The sequence below is a fragment of the Sulfitobacter pacificus genome (assembly GCF_030159975.1).
GTDB lineage: Bacteria > Pseudomonadota > Alphaproteobacteria > Rhodobacterales > Rhodobacteraceae > Sulfitobacter > Sulfitobacter pacificus.
In genome coordinates this window covers 16,848-33,860 of the sequence record NZ_BSNL01000001.1, presented here as the reverse complement: position 1 = coordinate 33,860, position 17,013 = coordinate 16,848, and the positions used below count along the sequence as shown (strand labels likewise).

At 57.7% G+C, this 17,013-nt stretch carries 19 protein-coding genes; 7 read left to right on the top strand and 12 right to left on the bottom strand.

Annotation, left to right across the window (positions count from 1 at the left end; translation table 11 throughout):
• Positions 1-152 precede the first annotated feature (152 nt).
• The 3 genes from QQL78_RS00185 (at position 153) to recR (ending at position 2,962) form a co-directional block, all read left to right on the top strand.
• On the top strand, positions 153-1,907 hold the full coding sequence (locus QQL78_RS00185; RefSeq protein WP_284369367.1) for a DNA polymerase III subunit gamma/tau: 1,755 nt from the start codon (positions 153-155) through the stop codon (positions 1,905-1,907).
• A gap of 52 nt (positions 1,908-1,959) precedes the next feature.
• Positions 1,960-2,304 (top strand): YbaB/EbfC family nucleoid-associated protein, encoded by a 345-nt coding sequence (locus tag QQL78_RS00180; protein WP_284369365.1) that lies wholly within the window; start codon positions 1,960-1,962, stop codon positions 2,302-2,304.
• A 64-nt stretch (positions 2,305-2,368) separates the two neighbouring features.
• A complete protein-coding gene (gene recR, locus QQL78_RS00175; protein WP_284369363.1) occupies positions 2,369-2,962 on the top strand; it encodes a recombination mediator RecR in 594 nt (197 codons plus the stop codon).
• 126 nt (positions 2,963-3,088) lie between these two features.
• On the opposite strand, the gene QQL78_RS00170 is transcribed toward recR, so the two are convergent.
• Both QQL78_RS00170 and QQL78_RS00165 read right to left on the bottom strand, forming a co-directional pair.
• Positions 3,089-4,276 carry a type III PLP-dependent enzyme gene (locus tag QQL78_RS00170; RefSeq protein WP_284369361.1) on the bottom strand — a complete coding sequence of 396 codons (1,188 nt, stop codon included), beginning with the start codon at positions 4,274-4,276 and terminating at the stop codon, positions 3,089-3,091.
• 287 nt (positions 4,277-4,563) lie between these two features.
• The gene (locus QQL78_RS00165; protein WP_284369359.1) at positions 4,564-5,337 is read right to left on the bottom strand and encodes a DUF1013 domain-containing protein; all 774 of its coding nucleotides are present in this window, start codon (positions 5,335-5,337) and stop codon (positions 4,564-4,566) included.
• A 129-nt stretch (positions 5,338-5,466) separates the two neighbouring features.
• On the opposite strand from QQL78_RS00165, the gene QQL78_RS00160 reads away from it, so the two are divergent.
• Positions 5,467-6,111, top strand: coding sequence for a ribonuclease T2 family protein (locus QQL78_RS00160; protein ID WP_284369357.1), 645 nt, complete (start codon positions 5,467-5,469; stop codon positions 6,109-6,111).
• 273 nt (positions 6,112-6,384) lie between these two features.
• Here the strand turns inward: QQL78_RS00160 and QQL78_RS00155 are convergent, their stop codons facing one another.
• From QQL78_RS00155 to QQL78_RS00135, 5 genes are all read right to left on the bottom strand, one after another.
• The gene (locus tag QQL78_RS00155) at positions 6,385-7,371 is read right to left on the bottom strand and encodes an NAD(P)H-quinone oxidoreductase (RefSeq protein WP_284369355.1); all 987 of its coding nucleotides are present in this window, start codon (positions 7,369-7,371) and stop codon (positions 6,385-6,387) included.
• A gap of 104 nt (positions 7,372-7,475) precedes the next feature.
• The gene (locus tag QQL78_RS00150; RefSeq protein WP_284369353.1) at positions 7,476-8,021 is read right to left on the bottom strand and encodes a biotin transporter BioY; all 546 of its coding nucleotides are present in this window, start codon (positions 8,019-8,021) and stop codon (positions 7,476-7,478) included.
• Positions 8,022-8,073: 52 nt separating this feature from the next.
• On the bottom strand, positions 8,074-8,676 hold the full coding sequence (locus QQL78_RS00145) for an energy-coupling factor transporter transmembrane component T family protein (RefSeq protein WP_284369351.1): 603 nt from the start codon (positions 8,674-8,676) through the stop codon (positions 8,074-8,076).
• Complete coding sequence (locus tag QQL78_RS00140; protein WP_284369349.1) at positions 8,651-9,385, bottom strand: energy-coupling factor ABC transporter ATP-binding protein; 735 nt, start codon at positions 9,383-9,385, stop codon at positions 8,651-8,653. Before QQL78_RS00140 ends, QQL78_RS00145 begins: the two co-directional genes overlap by 26 nt.
• Positions 9,386-9,472: 87 nt before the next feature.
• On the bottom strand, positions 9,473-10,159 hold the full coding sequence (locus QQL78_RS00135; protein ID WP_284369347.1) for a COQ9 family protein: 687 nt from the start codon (positions 10,157-10,159) through the stop codon (positions 9,473-9,475).
• 111 nt (positions 10,160-10,270) lie between these two features.
• Between QQL78_RS00135 and rpsU the strand changes: the two genes are divergently transcribed.
• Entirely contained in the window at positions 10,271-10,477 is a 207-nt protein-coding gene (rpsU, locus tag QQL78_RS00130; protein ID WP_025043397.1) for a 30S ribosomal protein S21, read from the top strand.
• A gap of 87 nt (positions 10,478-10,564) precedes the next feature.
• Here the strand turns inward: rpsU and QQL78_RS00125 are convergent, their stop codons facing one another.
• Both QQL78_RS00125 and QQL78_RS00120 read right to left on the bottom strand, forming a co-directional pair.
• Positions 10,565-12,283, bottom strand: coding sequence for a DUF4214 domain-containing protein (locus QQL78_RS00125; protein ID WP_284369342.1), 1,719 nt, complete (start codon positions 12,281-12,283; stop codon positions 10,565-10,567).
• Between the two features lie 161 nt (positions 12,284-12,444).
• Positions 12,445-12,906: an Lrp/AsnC family transcriptional regulator gene (locus QQL78_RS00120; protein WP_284375375.1), complete on the bottom strand. Its 462-nt coding sequence runs from the start codon at positions 12,904-12,906 to the stop codon at positions 12,445-12,447.
• Positions 12,907-13,045: 139 nt separating this feature from the next.
• Here QQL78_RS00120 and ald point away from each other — a divergent pair, with 139 nt between their 5' ends.
• Positions 13,046-14,164 (top strand): alanine dehydrogenase, encoded by a 1,119-nt coding sequence (gene ald / locus QQL78_RS00115; RefSeq protein ID WP_284369340.1) that lies wholly within the window; start codon positions 13,046-13,048, stop codon positions 14,162-14,164.
• Between the two features lie 43 nt (positions 14,165-14,207).
• Here ald and QQL78_RS00110 read toward each other — a convergent pair whose 3' ends face one another.
• Positions 14,208-14,741 (bottom strand): DUF2087 domain-containing protein, encoded by a 534-nt coding sequence (locus QQL78_RS00110; RefSeq protein ID WP_284369338.1) that lies wholly within the window; start codon positions 14,739-14,741, stop codon positions 14,208-14,210.
• A gap of 234 nt (positions 14,742-14,975) precedes the next feature.
• Positions 14,976-15,410 (bottom strand): large conductance mechanosensitive channel protein MscL, encoded by a 435-nt coding sequence (gene mscL / locus QQL78_RS00105; RefSeq protein WP_284369336.1) that lies wholly within the window; start codon positions 15,408-15,410, stop codon positions 14,976-14,978.
• A 149-nt stretch (positions 15,411-15,559) separates the two neighbouring features.
• Between mscL and QQL78_RS00100 the strand changes: the two genes are divergently transcribed.
• On the top strand, positions 15,560-16,258 hold the full coding sequence (locus QQL78_RS00100; RefSeq protein ID WP_284369334.1) for a glutathione S-transferase family protein: 699 nt from the start codon (positions 15,560-15,562) through the stop codon (positions 16,256-16,258).
• Positions 16,259-16,344: 86 nt separating this feature from the next.
• On the opposite strand, the gene QQL78_RS00095 is transcribed toward QQL78_RS00100, so the two are convergent.
• The gene (locus tag QQL78_RS00095) at positions 16,345-17,001 is read right to left on the bottom strand and encodes an OmpA family protein (RefSeq protein WP_284369332.1); all 657 of its coding nucleotides are present in this window, start codon (positions 16,999-17,001) and stop codon (positions 16,345-16,347) included.
• Between the last annotated feature and the right edge of the window lie 12 nt (positions 17,002-17,013).

Below are 17,013 nucleotides of genomic sequence, written 5' to 3'. Positions count from 1 at the left end.
AGTACAAAACACCCGATCAGCGGACCGGCATACCAAACATATGATGCCCCAGTCCGTCCCGAATTCCAAGCAATCGGATGGCGTGGTTTACCTGCCCCGCTGCACCGCCTACTTTGGGTCGTGACGCCGAATCCTTTCTTGCCGGAGCATGCATGACCGACACCCCCGCCTACCGCGTATTGGCCCGCAAATACCGGCCCGAAACCTTTGTTGATCTGGTCGGGCAGGATGCGATGGTGCGCACCCTGCGCAACGCCTTTGAGGCGGATCGCATCGCGCAGGCCTTTATCATGACCGGGATCCGGGGTACCGGCAAAACCACCACTGCGCGGATCATCGCCAAAGGCATGAACTGTATCGGGCCGGACGGGAATGGCAAACCGACCACCGATCCTTGTGGCGTATGTGAACATTGCACCGCGATCATGGAAGGCCGCCATGTTGACGTGATGGAGATGGACGCCGCTTCCAACACCGGCGTCGCCAATATCCGTGAAATCATCGATTCGGTACATTACCGCGCCGCCTCTGCCCGCTACAAAGTCTATATCATCGACGAAGTGCATATGCTGTCGACCGGTGCTTTCAACGCCCTGTTGAAAACGCTGGAAGAGCCGCCCGAACACGTCAAGTTCATCTTTGCCACCACAGAAATCCGCAAGGTGCCGGTCACGGTCCTGTCGCGTTGCCAACGCTTTGATCTGCGCCGCATCGAACCCGAGGTGATGATTGCCCTGATGCGCAAGATCGCCACGGCCGAAGGCGCTGAAATCGCTGATGATGCGCTGGCCCTGATCACCCGTTCCGCCGAAGGTTCGGTGCGCGATGCCACATCCCTGCTGGATCAGGCGATCAGCCATGGCGCCGGGGAAACCACCGCCGATCAGGTGCGCGCCATGCTGGGGCTTGCGGATCGTGGCCGCGTGCTTGACCTGTTCGACATGATCCTGCGCGGGGATGCCGCCGGGGCGCTGACGGAACTTTCCGGTCAATATGCGGATGGCGCTGACCCGATGGCGGTGCTGCGCGATCTGGCGGAAATCACCCATTGGGTGTCAGTGGTGAAAATCACCCCCGAAGCAGCCGAAGACCCCACCATCTCGCCCGAGGAACGCAGCCGCGGCATGGAAATGGCCGAAACCCTGCCAATGCGCGTGCTGACCCGCCTGTGGCAAATGCTGCTCAAGGCACTGGACGAAGTGGCCTCTGCCCCCAATGCGATGATGGCCGCCGAAATGGCAATCATCCGTCTGACCCATGTGGCCGACCTGCCCAGTCCCGAAGAACTGGTGCGCAAGCTCAACAATGCCACACCACCCCCTGCCATTGCGCCCAACGGTGGTGGCGGCAGCGGTGCCTCCGGCCCGGCAAGTGGCGCGCAGGCGGTGAATCAGGCGCAGGCCCGTATGGCCGCTAACCCCACCGCGTCGGGGCAAACCACCGCCCTTGCACAGGATCTTGACGCGGCACTTGCCCGTTTCCCCAGCTTTGACCATGTGGTCGAACTGATCCGCGCCAACCGCGATGTGAAACTGCTGGTCGAGGTGGAAACCACCCTGCGCCTTGCCGCCTATCAACCGGGACGTATCGAATTTGTCCCGACAGACCGCGCGCCCCGCGACCTGGCCCAGCGCCTTGGCGCAAAACTGCAACTTTGGACCGGCAACCGCTGGGCCGTAACCATTGTGAACGATGGCGGCGGTGAAACCATTGCAGAGGTCAAGGACGCCAAACAGAACGCGCTGGTCGCCGAGGTAAAGGCCCATCCGCTCTGGCAGGCGGTGATCACCTACTTTCCCAAGGCCCGCATCGGTGACATCCGCACCCCCGAACAAATCGCAGCAGAGGCGGTCAGCGCCGCCCTGCCCGAGGTTGAGGACGAATGGGATCCCTTCGAGGACGGTTGAACCCGCCCCGCGCGGACCGCATATAGAGACAAACACAGATCAGGAGAAAACGATGCTCAAAGGACTAGGCGCGCTGGGTGACATGGCCGGCATGATGAAAAAGGCGCAGGAAATGCAGGGCAAAATGGCCCAGATGCAAGATGATATGGCCAATATCATGGTCACCGGCGAAAGCGGTGCCGGTCTTGTCAAAGCCACCTGCACCGCCAAAGGCGAGCTGAAAGGCCTCGACATCGATCCGTCCATTTTCAACGGCGATGACAAGGAAGTTGTCGAAGACCTGATCCTTGCCGCCATCAAAGACGCCCAATCCAAGGCCACCGACCGGGCACAGGAAGAGATGGCAAAGCTGACCGAAGGCATGGGCCTGCCAGCAGACATGAAGTTGCCATTCTAGGCGCTGCGCCCCGGCCTCATCTTGCCGCTAAACTCAATTCCGCCCTCACAAAAGGCACATTCCGTTGAGTTCGACACAGGACATTGACGCGCTGATCGACATGATGGCCAAGCTCCCCGGGCTTGGCCCGCGTTCGGCGCGCCGCGCGGTGTTGCATCTGATCCGCAAACGCGCCCTGTTGCTGACCCCTTTGGCCGACACCATGCAAACCGTTGCCGCCACCGCGCGTGAGTGCCTGAACTGCGGCAATATCGGCACCGCTGACATCTGTGACATCTGCACCGCCAACAAACGCGCCAACGGTGAAATCTGCGTGGTAGAGGATGTTTCCGACCTCTGGGCGATGGAACGCTCCGGCGTGTTTCACGGGCGCTATCATGTGCTGGGCGGCACCCTCTCCGCGCTGGACGCCATCGGCCCGCAGGAATTGCGCATCCCGCGCCTGATTGACCGCGTGGCCACCGAAGAGGTCACCGAGGTGATTCTGGCCCTGAATGCCACCATCGACGGGCAAACCACCGCCCATTACATCGCGGACCAACTGGAAGGGCAGGTTACCCTGACCTCTCTGGCACAGGGTGTACCGATTGGCGGCGAGCTGGACTATCTGGATGACGGCACCATTACCGCCGCCATGCTGGCCCGCAAGAAACTGTAACCCCCTTGTTGCGAAAAAGGATCCCGGAGCCTTGCAAGACTTCGCCCTTTGCAACACGCCGCCCTCAAACAAAATGGCCGCCCGCCCCTCCCAAAGCAGACGGCCTTTCCGATCGCGACGCAGCCGTTATAGAACGATCACATCCAGCGGCGGAAAACCATTAAACCCGACAGAGCTGTAAGAACTGGTATAGGCACCACAGCAGCGGATCATCACCTTATCGCCATCGCGCAGCGCCAAAGGCAGCTGCACCGGGCGTTTTTCATATAGAATATCAGCACTATCACAAGAGGGGCCTGCCAGTACACAAGGACCGGTTTCCTGCCCGTCATGCGGAGTCATCAGTTGATAGCGGATCGCTTCACCTTCGGTTTCGGCAAGGCCAGAGAAACGGCCAATGTCGAGATATACCCAGCGGTGCAGATCATCAGCGGATTTACGCGAAACCAGCATGACTTCCGCCGCGATATGCCCGGCCTCCGCCACCAGCCCGCGACCCGGCTCTGCCATCAGATGGGGCACGGTACCAAAACGGCCCTCAATGGCGCGCAGAACGGATGCGGCATAGCGACGAGGGGCTTCGATGTTCTGGCCGTAAAATGCCGGGAAACCGCCACCGATGTTCAGCAATTGCAGATCATGACCGGCCGCACGTGCCGCATGCCACAGGGGTGCAACCTGATCCAACACTGGGTTCCAGAACTCGGATTTGCGGGTCTGCGATCCCACGTGGAACGACAGGCCATAGGCAACCAGCCCCAATGCGCGGGCGGTGTCCAGCAAGCTTGGCAGCAGCGCCTCTGCACAGCCGAATTTACGGCTGAGCGGCCAGTCAGCCAGCGAGTTTTCAACAATCAGACGGATATAGACGCGCGCACCCGGTGCGTGGCGTGCGATCTTTTCCAATTCAGCTTCTGAGTCGGCGGCAAACAGAGTGATGCCTGCAGAATGGGCGAAAGCCACATCAGCCGCCCGTTTGATGGTATTGCCAAATGAAATATCGGATGGCTTGGCCCCTTGTGACAGGCACAATTCAATCTCTCCGCGTGACGCACAGTCAAAGCCTGACCCTTTGCGCACCAAGGTACGGATCACTTCCGGTGCCGGGTTCGCTTTTACAGCATAGTGGATATGCGCATAGCCAAGACCCGCACTCAATGCATCATATTGCGCCGCAACTTTCGCCCGTGATACCACCAGCGTTGGCCGGTCGAAATCATTCGCGCCAATATAGGCCGCAGCCGGATCGGCAACGTAGGATACAGCAAAAGGGGCAGCGCTCAATGCGCCGGGGACGGAAGCGTTCATGGTCATCTCCAAAGAGCAGGAGGGGCGGGAGCACCCCAAGTGTCATTTCAAGAGACGTTACCGTCGCTGCATAAACGCGGGTCAGTCAGTATGGGCTGACCGGCCAGAGGCGCGTGCGTTGGCGTCTGTAGCGCGGCATTTACGCCTGTTTCAGATTCGTACAAGTCAGAAAATGCACGGGACTGTATTTTTTCTCTCTCCACCAAACCCGCGACAAAAAGGGCACAAGGTTTCCCTCGTGCCCTTCCGGTTTCTGTTCATTCAAGACGACGATATCACCAAGCCCGACAGGCTCAGGATTTTGCCTCGTCTTCATCCTCACCTTTCGCAGAACCAGTGTCAGGCAAGGAAAAGAAGCTATCCGCATCAAGGTAGTTGCTGTCGTCTTTTTCCTCATCCTCGACCACCTCATCACCGGAGAGTGTAAAGGTCTCAAGACCCTCAATCGCGGTGGGGATCTTGGGCTCTGCATCCATGCCGAGGCTCTGCTCTGTGCTGACCAGCTTGCGGCGCTCGTCGTCGCTCATCACTTCACCAGCAGCCGCTTTTTTCGCCGCCGCCTTTTGCACAGCCGCATCCAGCTCGGACTGTTTACACAGCCCCAGCGCAACCGGATCAATCGGCTGAATGTTGGCGATGTTCCAATGGGTCCGCTCGCGGATCGCCTGAATGGTCGGCTTGGTGGTGCCGACCAGCTTGCCAACCTGACCATCGGTCAATTCGGGATGGAACTTCACCAGCCACAAAATCGACGCCGGACGGTCCTGACGTTTGGACAAAGGTGTATAGCGCGGACCGCGACGTTTTTCTTCGCCCTGTGCGGCAGCGTTGAATTTCAGCGTCAGCTTGTGCAGCGGATTCTTTTGTGCCGCATCGATTTCTTCCTGCGTCAGCTGGTTGTTGGCCACAGGATCAAACCCTTTGACGCCAGCAGCAACATCACCGTCAGCAATGCCCTGAACTTCCAACTCATGCATGCCGACAAAATCGGCGATCTGTTTGAAATTGATGGTGGTATTGTCCACCAGCCAAACGGCGGTCGCCTTGGCCATAATCGGTTTTGCCATGTTGGTCTCTCCTCTCAAAACGCAATTTTCCCGTCGCCTGAAAAGGCTGTCTCGGTGGATTGAGACGGTTTCCATTGTCGGGGAACTTGGCTGGCTTATACTGAGACCGAAAAGATAAGGAAAGACCCAATGCGCAAGCTCTTCGCGGCCGTCACAGCCGCGCTCATCGCCCTGGCCACAGCCGCGCAAGCGGAAAACGACAAGCCCGGTGCGTTTGATTATTACGTCCTGTCGCTCAGCTGGTCGCCGAACTGGTGTCTGGCGGAAGGCGACGCGCGCAATTCAGAGCAATGTGAGACGGGCAGCGGGCATGGCTGGATCCTGCACGGGTTATGGCCACAGTTTCACCGCGGCTACCCGTCCTTCTGTCAAACAGCCGAACGCCCGCCCTCGCGCGGGATGACGGCAAAGATGGCTGATATCATGGGCACCTCCGGTCTGGCCTGGCACCAATGGAAGAAACATGGCACCTGCACCGGTCTTTCCGCCGCCGCTTATTATGCGCTGTCCCGAGAGGCATATGCCCGCGTTGTCCGGCCGGCAATCTTTCGCAAACTTGACCGGAAGGTTCTTCTACCCGCCTCTGTCGTTGAAGAGGCCTTCCTGAAATCCAACCCAGAAATGGCCGCTGACGGCGTGACAATCACCTGTCGCAAAGATCGGATTCAAGAGGCACGGATCTGCCTGTCGAAATCTCTGGATCCTGTGCCTTGCGGGCAAGATGTTGTGAGGGATTGCACGTTGAAAAAAGCGGTTTTTGCGCCGCTGCGGTAGTGTGGTCAGACGGCACAATGCCGATGGTGCGGACAGTATATAAGGCCAAAAAGAGGAGAGAATTGCTTCTCCCCTCTTCGCAAGAACGTGACTGTTCTCTTCTTGGCACGGTCATCGGCACTGCTGCCTGTTCCGTATCTCCATAAACGACGATTTTGGTTAACAATTCGTTTCTTTTTGGCTGTATATACTGTCCGCACTCTCCATGGCCACCGCCCACCGGCGTTAGGCGGATCCAGATTAGTGTCGCGGGCTTGTCCCGCGTCCTTTGGATCAGCCGCCGATGCGCAGCACGATCTTGCCAATATGGCCACTGCTTTCCATACGGGCATGCGCGTCACTTGCATCCTGCATCGCATATTCACTGTCCATCACCGGTGCGATCCGGCCCGCATCCAGCAAGGGCCAGACAGCCTCGCGCAGTTCTTGGGCAATGCGTGCCTTTGCAAGATCACTTTGCGGGCGCAGGGTTGATCCCGTCATGGTCAGCCGGCGCGTCATCAGCATGGCAAAGTTCAGCTCCACAGAAGGGCCTTGCAGAAACGCGATCTGCACCAGCCGCCCATCTTCGGCCAAGGCCTTGATGTTGCGCGGGATGTAGTCACCGCCGACCATGTCGAGGATCAGATCCGCACCGCCTTCGGCACGCAATACGTCAACAAAATCCGTATCCCGATAGTTGATCGCGGCTTCTGCACCCAGCTTCATACAGGCGGCGCATTTTGCATCCGTACCTGCGGTGGTAAAAACACGAGCGCCAAAGGCATTTGCCAGCTGGATCGCCGTTGTACCGATACCTGAAGAACCGCCATGCACCATGAAGCGTTCGCCGGCTTTCAACCCACCACGCATAAACACATTGGACCAGACGGTGAAAAACGTTTCCGGCAGGCAGGCCGCCTCTTTCATACCCATCCCTTTTGGCACCGGCAGGCAATGGGCTGCGGGCGTGGCCACAAATTCCGCATAGCCTCCACCCGGCAGAAGGGCACAGACCTTATCACCGACGTTCAGATCGCTCACCCCTGCCCCGATGCTGACAACTTCACCAGAAGCTTCCAGCCCCGGCAGATCACTTGCTGTGGGGGGCGGCGCATATTTTCCGGCCCGTTGCAATGCATCCGGCCGGTTCACACCGGCATAGGCCACTTTGATCACAACCTGCCCATGTTTGGCCTGCGGAACGGGTCGCTCGGCCATCTGCAAAACCTCTGGCCCACCCGGTTCGGAAATTTCGATTGCGCGCATTGTATCGGTCATGGGGTATCCTCTTGGAGTGGCTCACCTGCATCCTAAGTCCGCGCGCGCCAAAGCGCACGCGGATTGTCATTTTCGGTCACAAGACCGGCCTTGCCCCCCGGCGCTCAGGCGCGCGACAGCACGCTGGCGGGACGGGCACGGGCAAGACCCGCAGTGATCAACCCGGCCAATACGGCCTTGATGATATCACCCGGAACATAAACACCAAGGATCGCCAGTGTTTCTCCCAGACCTTTGTTCAGCACCATCATAAAGCCAAGCACACCGCAGATATAAAGCACCAGAATGCCACCGATGACAGAGGCCACACCGGCCGCCACTGCAATCGACATCTTACGGGTTTGTTCCATTACGAAACCCGTGGCAAAGGCAGCAATCGGAAAGCCGATGATAAATCCGGCTGTTGGGCTGGCAAATACGCCCAGGCCACCTCGGCCACCGGCCAGCAAAGGCAGGCCAAGGGCAACCAGCGCCACAAACAGCAGCGCCGCCAGCCCGCCACGTTTCGCTCCCAGCACGGTACCGCAAAGCATGACACCAAGGCTTTGCGCAGTAATCGGAATGCCAGAAGCCAGCATCAATGTGGGCATCAGGCCAAGTGCCGCAATCAGGGCAGCGAAGACAGCGATAAGGGCAATTGAACGTTCCATAGGGGCATCCTTTGTTGGTTTGCAAGAGAGGTAAGTTAGTTTGCTTATGGCATCAACGTGAAACACCGCCCCGCGCGCGCAGCGCTTCGGCGACATGTTCTGCATCATCTATTGCCAGTACGGCAAATGGGATGATGATCCGCCAACCGGGGCGTTTCGGGCTGCGCGCCCGCCATGCCGCCACAAGGGCCTGACCTTTTAGTGCAAGCACCGGGGTGAACCGGATGACCAGTGCCATCGCCAATTCGATCCGGTGAGATTGAAGGCCAAAACGGTTCAGCGGTGACAGCAGGACGCGCACCACGTCCATCATATCACTTAGCCGGGTTGTCATGGTGACAAGATTGGCCAGCCCAACCGCCGTCACCATACGAAAACAGATTGCCGCCCCGGTTGCGATATCATGGGTAATCACATGCCAGACAAAGATCAGCGCCACAAAGGGCCACAGCCCCCACAGCCGCACCATGCCACTGCGGAAAAACACCCGTCCGGGCAGGGCGTAGAGCAGGGCGGTCGCCGTCATAAACGCAAGATGCCAGCCGATTTTCTGCACTGAGAACAGCACCACTGTTGCCACACATAAGGCGGCCAGCTTAGCACCCGCAGGCCAGCTATGGGCCGCCGTTCTAACTGGCGAGGTCAGAGAGATCATCACCATCCCCCAATTGCAGCATTTGCTCTTGAAATGCTTTCAGCACGGGTTCCGCCGCACCATCCTGCAGGATGCGCCCTGCCTCGATCCACAGCACACGGTCATACCCGTCCAGCATCGCAGGATCATGAGTGATCAGCACAAGGCAGAGGTCAAGACTGTCCAGCACCCGCGCCAGTTGACGCGTAGTAGGGATATCCAATCCGGCAAAAGGCTCATCCAGCACAATCACCCGCGGTGCCATGGCAAGCACCGACATCAGGCAGACAAGCTGTCGTTGGCCCTGTGACAATTGATGAATTGCCGCCTCTGCCCAATGGGCCTTGTCAAAGCGGTTCAACATGGCGGAGACAGCGGTTTTGATTTCCTGTTTGCTGTGACCCTGCTGGGCCAGCCCAAAGGCAATTTCCTCTTCGACGGTGGGGAAAATGATCTGATGATCGGGATTCTGAAACAGGATGCCCACAGCGCCCAGTGCCGCCTTGCGATCCCGTGCCACATCCACCCCGCCGATGCGCACGGTTCCGTCATCCACGCCAACCAGCCCCGCAATAACCCGGGCCAGGGTGGTCTTGCCAGAGCCGTTGCGCCCGACGATGCCAATGCGGCGCGCATCGGTTTCCAGCGTGATATCCGACAGAACCGGCTCGCTGTCCGGCAGATAAGACACATCGCGCAGGGCGATCAACGGAGGCGCAGTAGGGCTCATCACATCTCGCTTTATCAAGGTGATCCGCTGCCTAGCAGGTCACCTGATGAAGTAAAGGGAGCTCTTCGTCCTGGCAGTCACACCTTGTCAATCCCGCGGCGCAGTCCATGATCCAGGGAAATCGCCCTTTGAAAAACGCGCAGGTGGTTTGATCCGGCCCATCAGCCAATTCGGCCCCGCCATCAACTTGCTGAGTGCTGGGTTCTTATTGACCTGCGCCTTCACCTTTTCGATCTGCATCACATTATCAATGCGCCGGTCCAGAAATGCCCAGGTCGCGGCATGCCCCTCGCTGGTATCGCCCAGCCAGAACAACACCGTGGCCGAATATACCCCGCTAAGGGTCATGCGTTTGGAATACCAGTTGAAATCATCCGAGGTATCGCCCAGCGCGTTCCAAATCTGATCGACCGTGGCCCAGATCAGCTTGGCCCCCTCTGGCGCATGATGGGGCAAGGCAAACAGGGTTGTGGCGCGCCGCACCGCTTCCTTGTCTTCCACCGCCTCAAGACGCAAACGCACCGCATGGGCAATCCGGTCGCGAAACCGCATTTCGTTCAGATCGGCGGATTTGAGCGCCGCCAGCATCTGCGTATCGCCCTGCTGGTGATAGGCAACGGCCAGATCCACCGCCCCGCGGGGACAAACGGCGCGTGCCACGGTTGGCTCAATGCTACTGTCGCTGACCGCGGCTTTAAACGTCGCCTCAGTCCAGCCGTCAAAAGGCACATGCGGCAATGCGGCATCCAGCAATAGGTGTTTTGGGTCAGACATAGATGGTCCTTTCAGCAGGTCAGGAAGACTCGACAAACGCTTGTGACCTTGATATAGGCCGGTTTCCTGCAAATCCTTGCAACTTTATCCTAGAAAGGTGGTGAAAACCACATGCAGGTTAGTGTTCGTGACAACAACGTCGATCAGGCCCTTCGGGCTCTGAAGAAAAAACTCCAGCGCGAAGGCGTATTTCGTGAAATGAAGCTTAAGCAACATTTCGAGAAGCCGTCAGAGAAAAAAGCGCGTGAGAAGGCGGAAGCGATTCGTCGTTCCCGTAAGTTGGCTCGCAAAAAAGCACAGCGCGAAGGTATGATGTAAATCTTTCCCAACGTTTACGAAGAATGAGAAACCCCCGTAGCTGTGATGCTGCGGGGGTTTTTTACTGCGCGCGCTGTTTCTGCGAACCTATAAAAAGCTCCACTCGCCTGAGGAGTTTTCGTAAAGCCCCATCAGGATACTGGTGGATTCTTGTGTGTTTTCCGGGCTCACCGCGATATCCGCCAAAGCCAGCGCCTTGCTGATCGTTCCGGCATTTAGCAGATCCAGATAGAACTGCCGCCCTGCCGCGTCAGATGCCCGGTCAAGCACGTTCAGGTAGATCTGCTCAAGGAAGGCCGCGTTTGACAATGTGTTGGCATCGCCAAAGCTCGCGGTGAATTCGGGGCTTGTCATCAGATCCTGTGCCAGAAATTCGTCCGTCAGGCTGTCCCGCTCCGTCACACCGATGTAGAAATTCAGCCCCGGAAGATCAATATTGCCATCCCGGTTCAGCGCCGCTTCATACAGCAAGGCCACACGCTCGGCCGTAACAAAATCTTCCGGTGCCCCTGCCCCATCCAGCGCTGAACCCTCGTCCAGTTCGATAATACGGTCATCAAAGCGGATGTATTCCACACCAAAAAGTTTGTCGCGCGCGCCATCGGGACTGACGACAACAGCATAACCAATACCGCCGCGCACCTGATAATCATCCGAAAGGCCGTGATACCGCGCGATATCATCGGTGCCGCGCTCAAACATATTCGCACCCGCAAAGATGACGTCATTGCCCGCACCACCGGTCAGCACGTCAGCCATCGCACCACCAGAAATAATATCGTTGCCTTCACCGCCCAGTATCGCATCCGGCCCGCCCTCACCGGACAGGATATCGTCACCGCGATTGCCATCTATGAAATCGGATCGGGACGTGCCGGTCTGCTGATCGTCGTCACCCGTCAGGATATATTCATAGGTATTTGCAATGTTTTCAGGCACCTGCCCCAGAAAGGTCGAGGCATCCCTGACAAGAGTTTCCAATCCGGTAATGCCATAATCTTCTTTGACGTTCGCAACCGCCTGATCCACTGCCGCTTGTACTGCGGCGTCGATGCGTGCCCTGAAATCAGCTTCGCTTTCAAACGCCAAAGGAAAGGCGTTGGTAACTTCCCGGGTGATCGTAATACGAACTGCAGTGCCGGCTAGCAGCGACTGGGAGCTGAAAGGTTCACCGACAATATAGCTGGCTTCTCCCTGCTGCTCCGGTCTGCCGCCGGGGACGGCCGGATTTGAGGGTGGGTCGTATTGCACATTGGTCGCATCATAAAGCAGGTTCTCCATCGCGCTGACGATATCATCACCAAAGAAACGGTCATTATTCAGCGTATCCAAAGCAATTTTGATCTGTTCGTGCAAACCGGGAGAGCCCATCGGGCCATCCTCGACCACTTCGGCAACCGTCTGCCGTGCGGCGATGGCAAAGCTGACGGCGGCGTAATGGTGTGCAAGCGCCTCGAATGTCAGGCCCGCGTCCTTGATCGCCCGAACTTGTCCGACCACACCGTTCAGCCCTTCGTTGGCCAGCCGGATTGCGGATTGCCCGATATCCTGACGCAGTGCCGCATCCTCGGTATTGCTGAAACGTGCCAGCTCATTCAGGGCTGTCTGGGATTCCGATATCGATTCCGCGATCTGCGCATCAATGCCCGCAGTAACCAGCCCTTCGATATCGGCAAGCCTGTTCCTGATATCCGCCAGTGCGGCATCCCGCGTGGCATCACTTGCGTTCCCCCCGACAATCGACCCGACACCCAGCGCCGCTCCGGCGACCCCGAGCGTGATAGAAATTGCATCCACGACGCTCATCGCAAATTCCTTTCTGAAATAGTGAAGAACTCTGCATCCGAAGCCTTATCGAATCAAGTATCTTCTGTAGCTGCCCCTCGGCCCGGCCCTGCCCTTATCGACGACATCGAGGCGTCAACCCGCAACGGGACGACAGCCCAAACGGGCCATTCATTCCCCGGTTACCCCACCGGCAGGGCAGTTGTCTTGAACACCGTGCGCAGGGCAAAGCTTGATTGCATCCCCTGTACGCCGGGCAAGCGGGCCAGATATTGCCGGTGGATACGTGCGAAATCTTCGGTGTTTTCGGCCACCACCTTCAGCAGGTAATCCGCCGACCCTGCCATCAGATGACATTCCAGTACATCCGGTATCCGCGCCACTGATTTTTCAAAGGAATCCAGAATATCATCGGCTTGCCCGCGCAGGGTGATCTCTACAAACACCGTTGTCGGCACGTTCAGCTTTCGGGCATCCAGCAGGGCAACATAATCCCTGATGTACCCTTCCTTCTCCATCCGCTGCACGCGGCGATGACAGGCAGAGGGCGACAGATGCACATCCTCAGACAGTTCCGCATTCGACATGCGGCCATTGCGCTGCAAGGCCCGTAGAATACGCCGATCAATCTCGTCCAAGCTCATATGCGCAAAAATCTCGCGTTGAATGGTTGCTTTGCGCAAAGTTAAGCCAAAAAACACCCGAAACGCCACGGTTATTCGTGCCGCTTTGCGAGGGAACCTGCCTAAATTTCAGGCATAATGCGAACAAAAGGACGCAAAAATGAAAATAGGTTGCCCAACAGAGATCAAACCACAAGAATTCCGCGTCGGCCTGACGCCCAGCGCCGCGCTTGAAGCGGTCAATGCAGGGCATCAGGTAATCGTGCAGGCGGGGGCCGGGCTTGGTGCCGGATTTGAAGACAGCGATTATGAAGCCGCCGGGGCCAAAATCATGGGCACGGCCAAGGAAATCTTTGCTGCCGCCGATATGATCGTAAAGGTCAAGGAACCTCAGGCTGGCGAGCGCAAGATGCTGCGCGAAGGGCAGTTGCTGTTTACCTATCTGCACCTCGCGCCCGACCCTGAGCAGACCAAGGATTTGCTGGCTTCCGGTGCCACCTGTATCGCCTATGAAACCGTAACTGACCGTTCCGGCGGCCTGCCCCTTCTGGCGCCGATGTCCGAAGTTGCGGGCCGACTGGCCCCGCAGGTAGGCGCATGGACCTTGCAAAAGGCAAACGGCGGGCGCGGTGTTCTGATGGGTGGCGTGCCCGGTGTGGGTCCGGCCCGCGTCATGGTCATCGGCGGCGGTGTTGTTGGCACCCATGCGGCACGGATTGCGGCCGGTATGGGCGCAGATGTGACCGTTCTGGATCGTTCGCTTCCCCGCATGCGTTATCTGGATGACGTCTATGGCGGCACATTCAAAACCTCATATGCCTCGGCGCAGAACACCATCGAACTGGCCCGTCAGGCGGATATGATCATCGGTGCTGTCCTGATCCCCGGCGCGGCAGCCCCCAAACTGATCAGCCGTGCGCAACTAAGCGAGTTGAAACCCGGTGCCGCCCTTGTGGATGTGGCGATTGACCAAGGCGGCTGTTTTGAGACCTCCAAGGCAACCACACATCAGGATCCGGTGTATGAGGTCGATGGCATCATGCACTATTGCGTGGCCAACATGCCGGGCGCGGTTGCGCGGACCTCTACAATCGCCTTGGGCAACGCCACCATGCCTTTCATGCTGGACCTCGCCAATAAGGGCTGGCGTCAGGCCTGCGCGGATGATGAACATCTGCTGAACGGGTTGAACGTCCATGCGGGCCAGTTGACCTACCACGCAGTGGGCAAGGCGCTTGGTATTGACGTGCTGTCACCAAAGCTCGCGTTGAAAGCGTAAATCGACAGGCAGGCCGGACGACATGTTCCGGCCTGCCGTTTTTCTAAGGCCGCCGCGCCGAAACCGCACGGATCACCGCGATAGCATCGGCTGACGGGCTTTGTTCGATACGCCGATAATCCGTCCCATCAGCATTGCGCGACACCAGCTTCTGCCCGATCAGGCTGCGCCGCAGGATCGCTGCATCTTCAAACAGATGTGCCTTGTTCAACAGCCCGTTTACATCGCGTTCCTGCATCACTTCACCGCGCGGCAATTGTGACCACAGCGCCCAAAGGCAAAGCTCCTGCACATACCGTTTCGACGGCCAGCGGATCAGCCGCCCCACAGCGTCAAACTGTTGCAGCGTCTTCTCGACCCGTTTGAAATCCGCCGGTAGCGCGGAATCTTCCAGCCGTGCCTTGGCCGACCCTGAGGCCCGCATATGTTGATAGTTGCGAAACCCCGCAGCCCGCGCCAGCATGTTGAGCAATCCCAGATGGGAGGGCAGCGCGTCAGCTTCTTTCAACTGAAGCGAGAGGGCGCGCGCAAAGGGGGTGATATCCGCCACCAACAGCGGAATGGCTTCTTTTGACATGTCATGTCCTCTTGTGCCGCAATAGACCCGCTGGTCGCTGGCTTACGGACGCGGCATTGAACAAATGTGTCAATGAAGCGTGAACAGCAGTTTTAGCTTTCCTTGCGGAACAGCGACGCCTTGGTGACTGCCAACCAAGGGCTTTCTAACGCGAACAATCCCGCCCTCGCAACGAAAAAGCCCGCCATACTGGCGGGCTTTTGAAATACAATACGCTGGTATCGCAGCGGCTGCTTACTTGCCTTTGGCAAGAGAGTCGCGGATTTCCAGCAGAACATCCAATTCGGACGGGCCGGTATCGACTTCTGGAGCCACCTCTTCGGGGCTTTCCGCCTCCGCTTTGACGCGGTTCACCATCTTGACCAGCATGAACACCACAAAGGCGATGATCAGAAAGTTAATGACGGCCATAATAAACGAGCCATAGGCAAAGACAGACGCACCAGCTTCGCGGGCCGCCTCCAATGACGCACCGGCAGGCACTTCACCGCCCAGAACGGCGTAGTTATTGGTGAAATCAACGCCACCGGAAACCAGACCAATAATCGGATTGATCAGATCCCCCACCAGAGAGGTCACAATCGCCGTGAACGCAGCACCGATGATGATACCAACAGCCATGTCCATGACATTGCCTTTGGCGATGAAATCTTTGAATTCTTGAATCATTACTTGTCCCTTTTTTGATCAACGCACGTCCGCTGTTTGCTCAGTCGGTTCGCCGCCGCATATGCATTAGCACATCAATGCACATCAGTCAGACTGTTTTTCGGGGGAAAATTGCCTATCTAGTATCAACATATCTTCAGGAGCAAAAAATGTCCGACCTTTCAAATTTTCCGATTACCAAAAAATGGCCTGCACAGGATTCTTCGGTCCTTCAGCTCTATTCTTTTCCAACACCAAACGGGGTTAAAGTCTCTATCGCGCTGGAAGAAATGGGCATCCCCTACGAGGCGCATAAGGTGACCCTGTCGGATGCCGATGTAAAAAGCCCCGAATTCCTGTCCCTGAACCCCAACAATAAAATCCCCGCTATCATTGACCCCAACGGGCCGGACGGCGCACCCGTCGGCTTGTTTGAATCTGGTGCGATCCTGATTTACCTCGCGGAAAAATCCGGTCGTTTCATCGGCACCACTGCAGCCGAGAAAGCCAAGACCGTGCAATGGGTGATGTTCCAGATGGGGGGGCTTGGTCCAATGCTGGGCCAGCTTGGGTTTTTCTACAAATTCGCCGGTTCAGAATGGGAAGATAAACGCCCACAAGAGCGCTATATCGCTGAAGCCAAGCGCCTGCTTTCTGTTCTGGAAGGGCAAATGGACGGCAAGGACTGGATCACCGGTGAATATTCCATCGCCGATATGGCGATTGCGCCCTGGCTGCGGGCACTGGATTTCTATGGCACAAAAGAGCTGTTGGGCTGGGATGATCACAAGAACCTTGTGGCCTATCTTGACCGCTTTACCGCACGCCCAGCGGTGCAGACAGGGTTGGTAACGCCACCACGCGATTGATCATTTTGCAGGTCGTGTAATGAGCACGACCTGCATTTCGCAAAGGCAGGCAAAATCTTTGCCCCCAACATTTTGGTGGCGCAATTTTACGGCTTTCGCATCACTTTGAAATCGACCCGACGGTCACTGCCGTCTTCCTCGTCAGACCCTTGCGACAGGGGCGCACGGGCACCGTATCCCACAGCTTCGACAGCAAAAGGATCGACGCCCAGCAACAAGAGATGATTCAGCGTGCGATCAGCCCGTTCCCAGCTTAGCGCAAGGTTGATCGCATCATCGCCGCTGCCGTCCGCATGTCCGCCAACCACGACATAAGCCGCGTCACAGCCCATGATCAGATCCCCGACCTCTGTCATCAGGTCGATATGTGCGGCGGTAAGCGCTGCACTGTCTTCTTCAAAACGGACAATGGTGTCGGACAATACCTGATCCAATGTTTTCACACAGTCTTCACCGGAAGAGGCCAGAACAGGTGCCGCAGGTTCTGGCAGATCGCCAATCGAAAACGAACCCGGCGCAGGCGGGGCTGCCAGCCGCGTCATGGCAAGAAGCGCCAGATCGGGTTTGGCGGGTGCCGGTGTTTGGGCCTGCGCCCTTTCGGGGCGATCCTCATCAGCCGCTGTGCGCAGTGAAGTCAGGGTCGCGACCCCCAGCAATACAACTGCCACGCCGCCTGCAATCGCCCGGATTGTACCCGGACGGCCATGACGTGATGCAGGTTTGGCAGGGGTGAAAAAACGCACCGGCGACTCCTA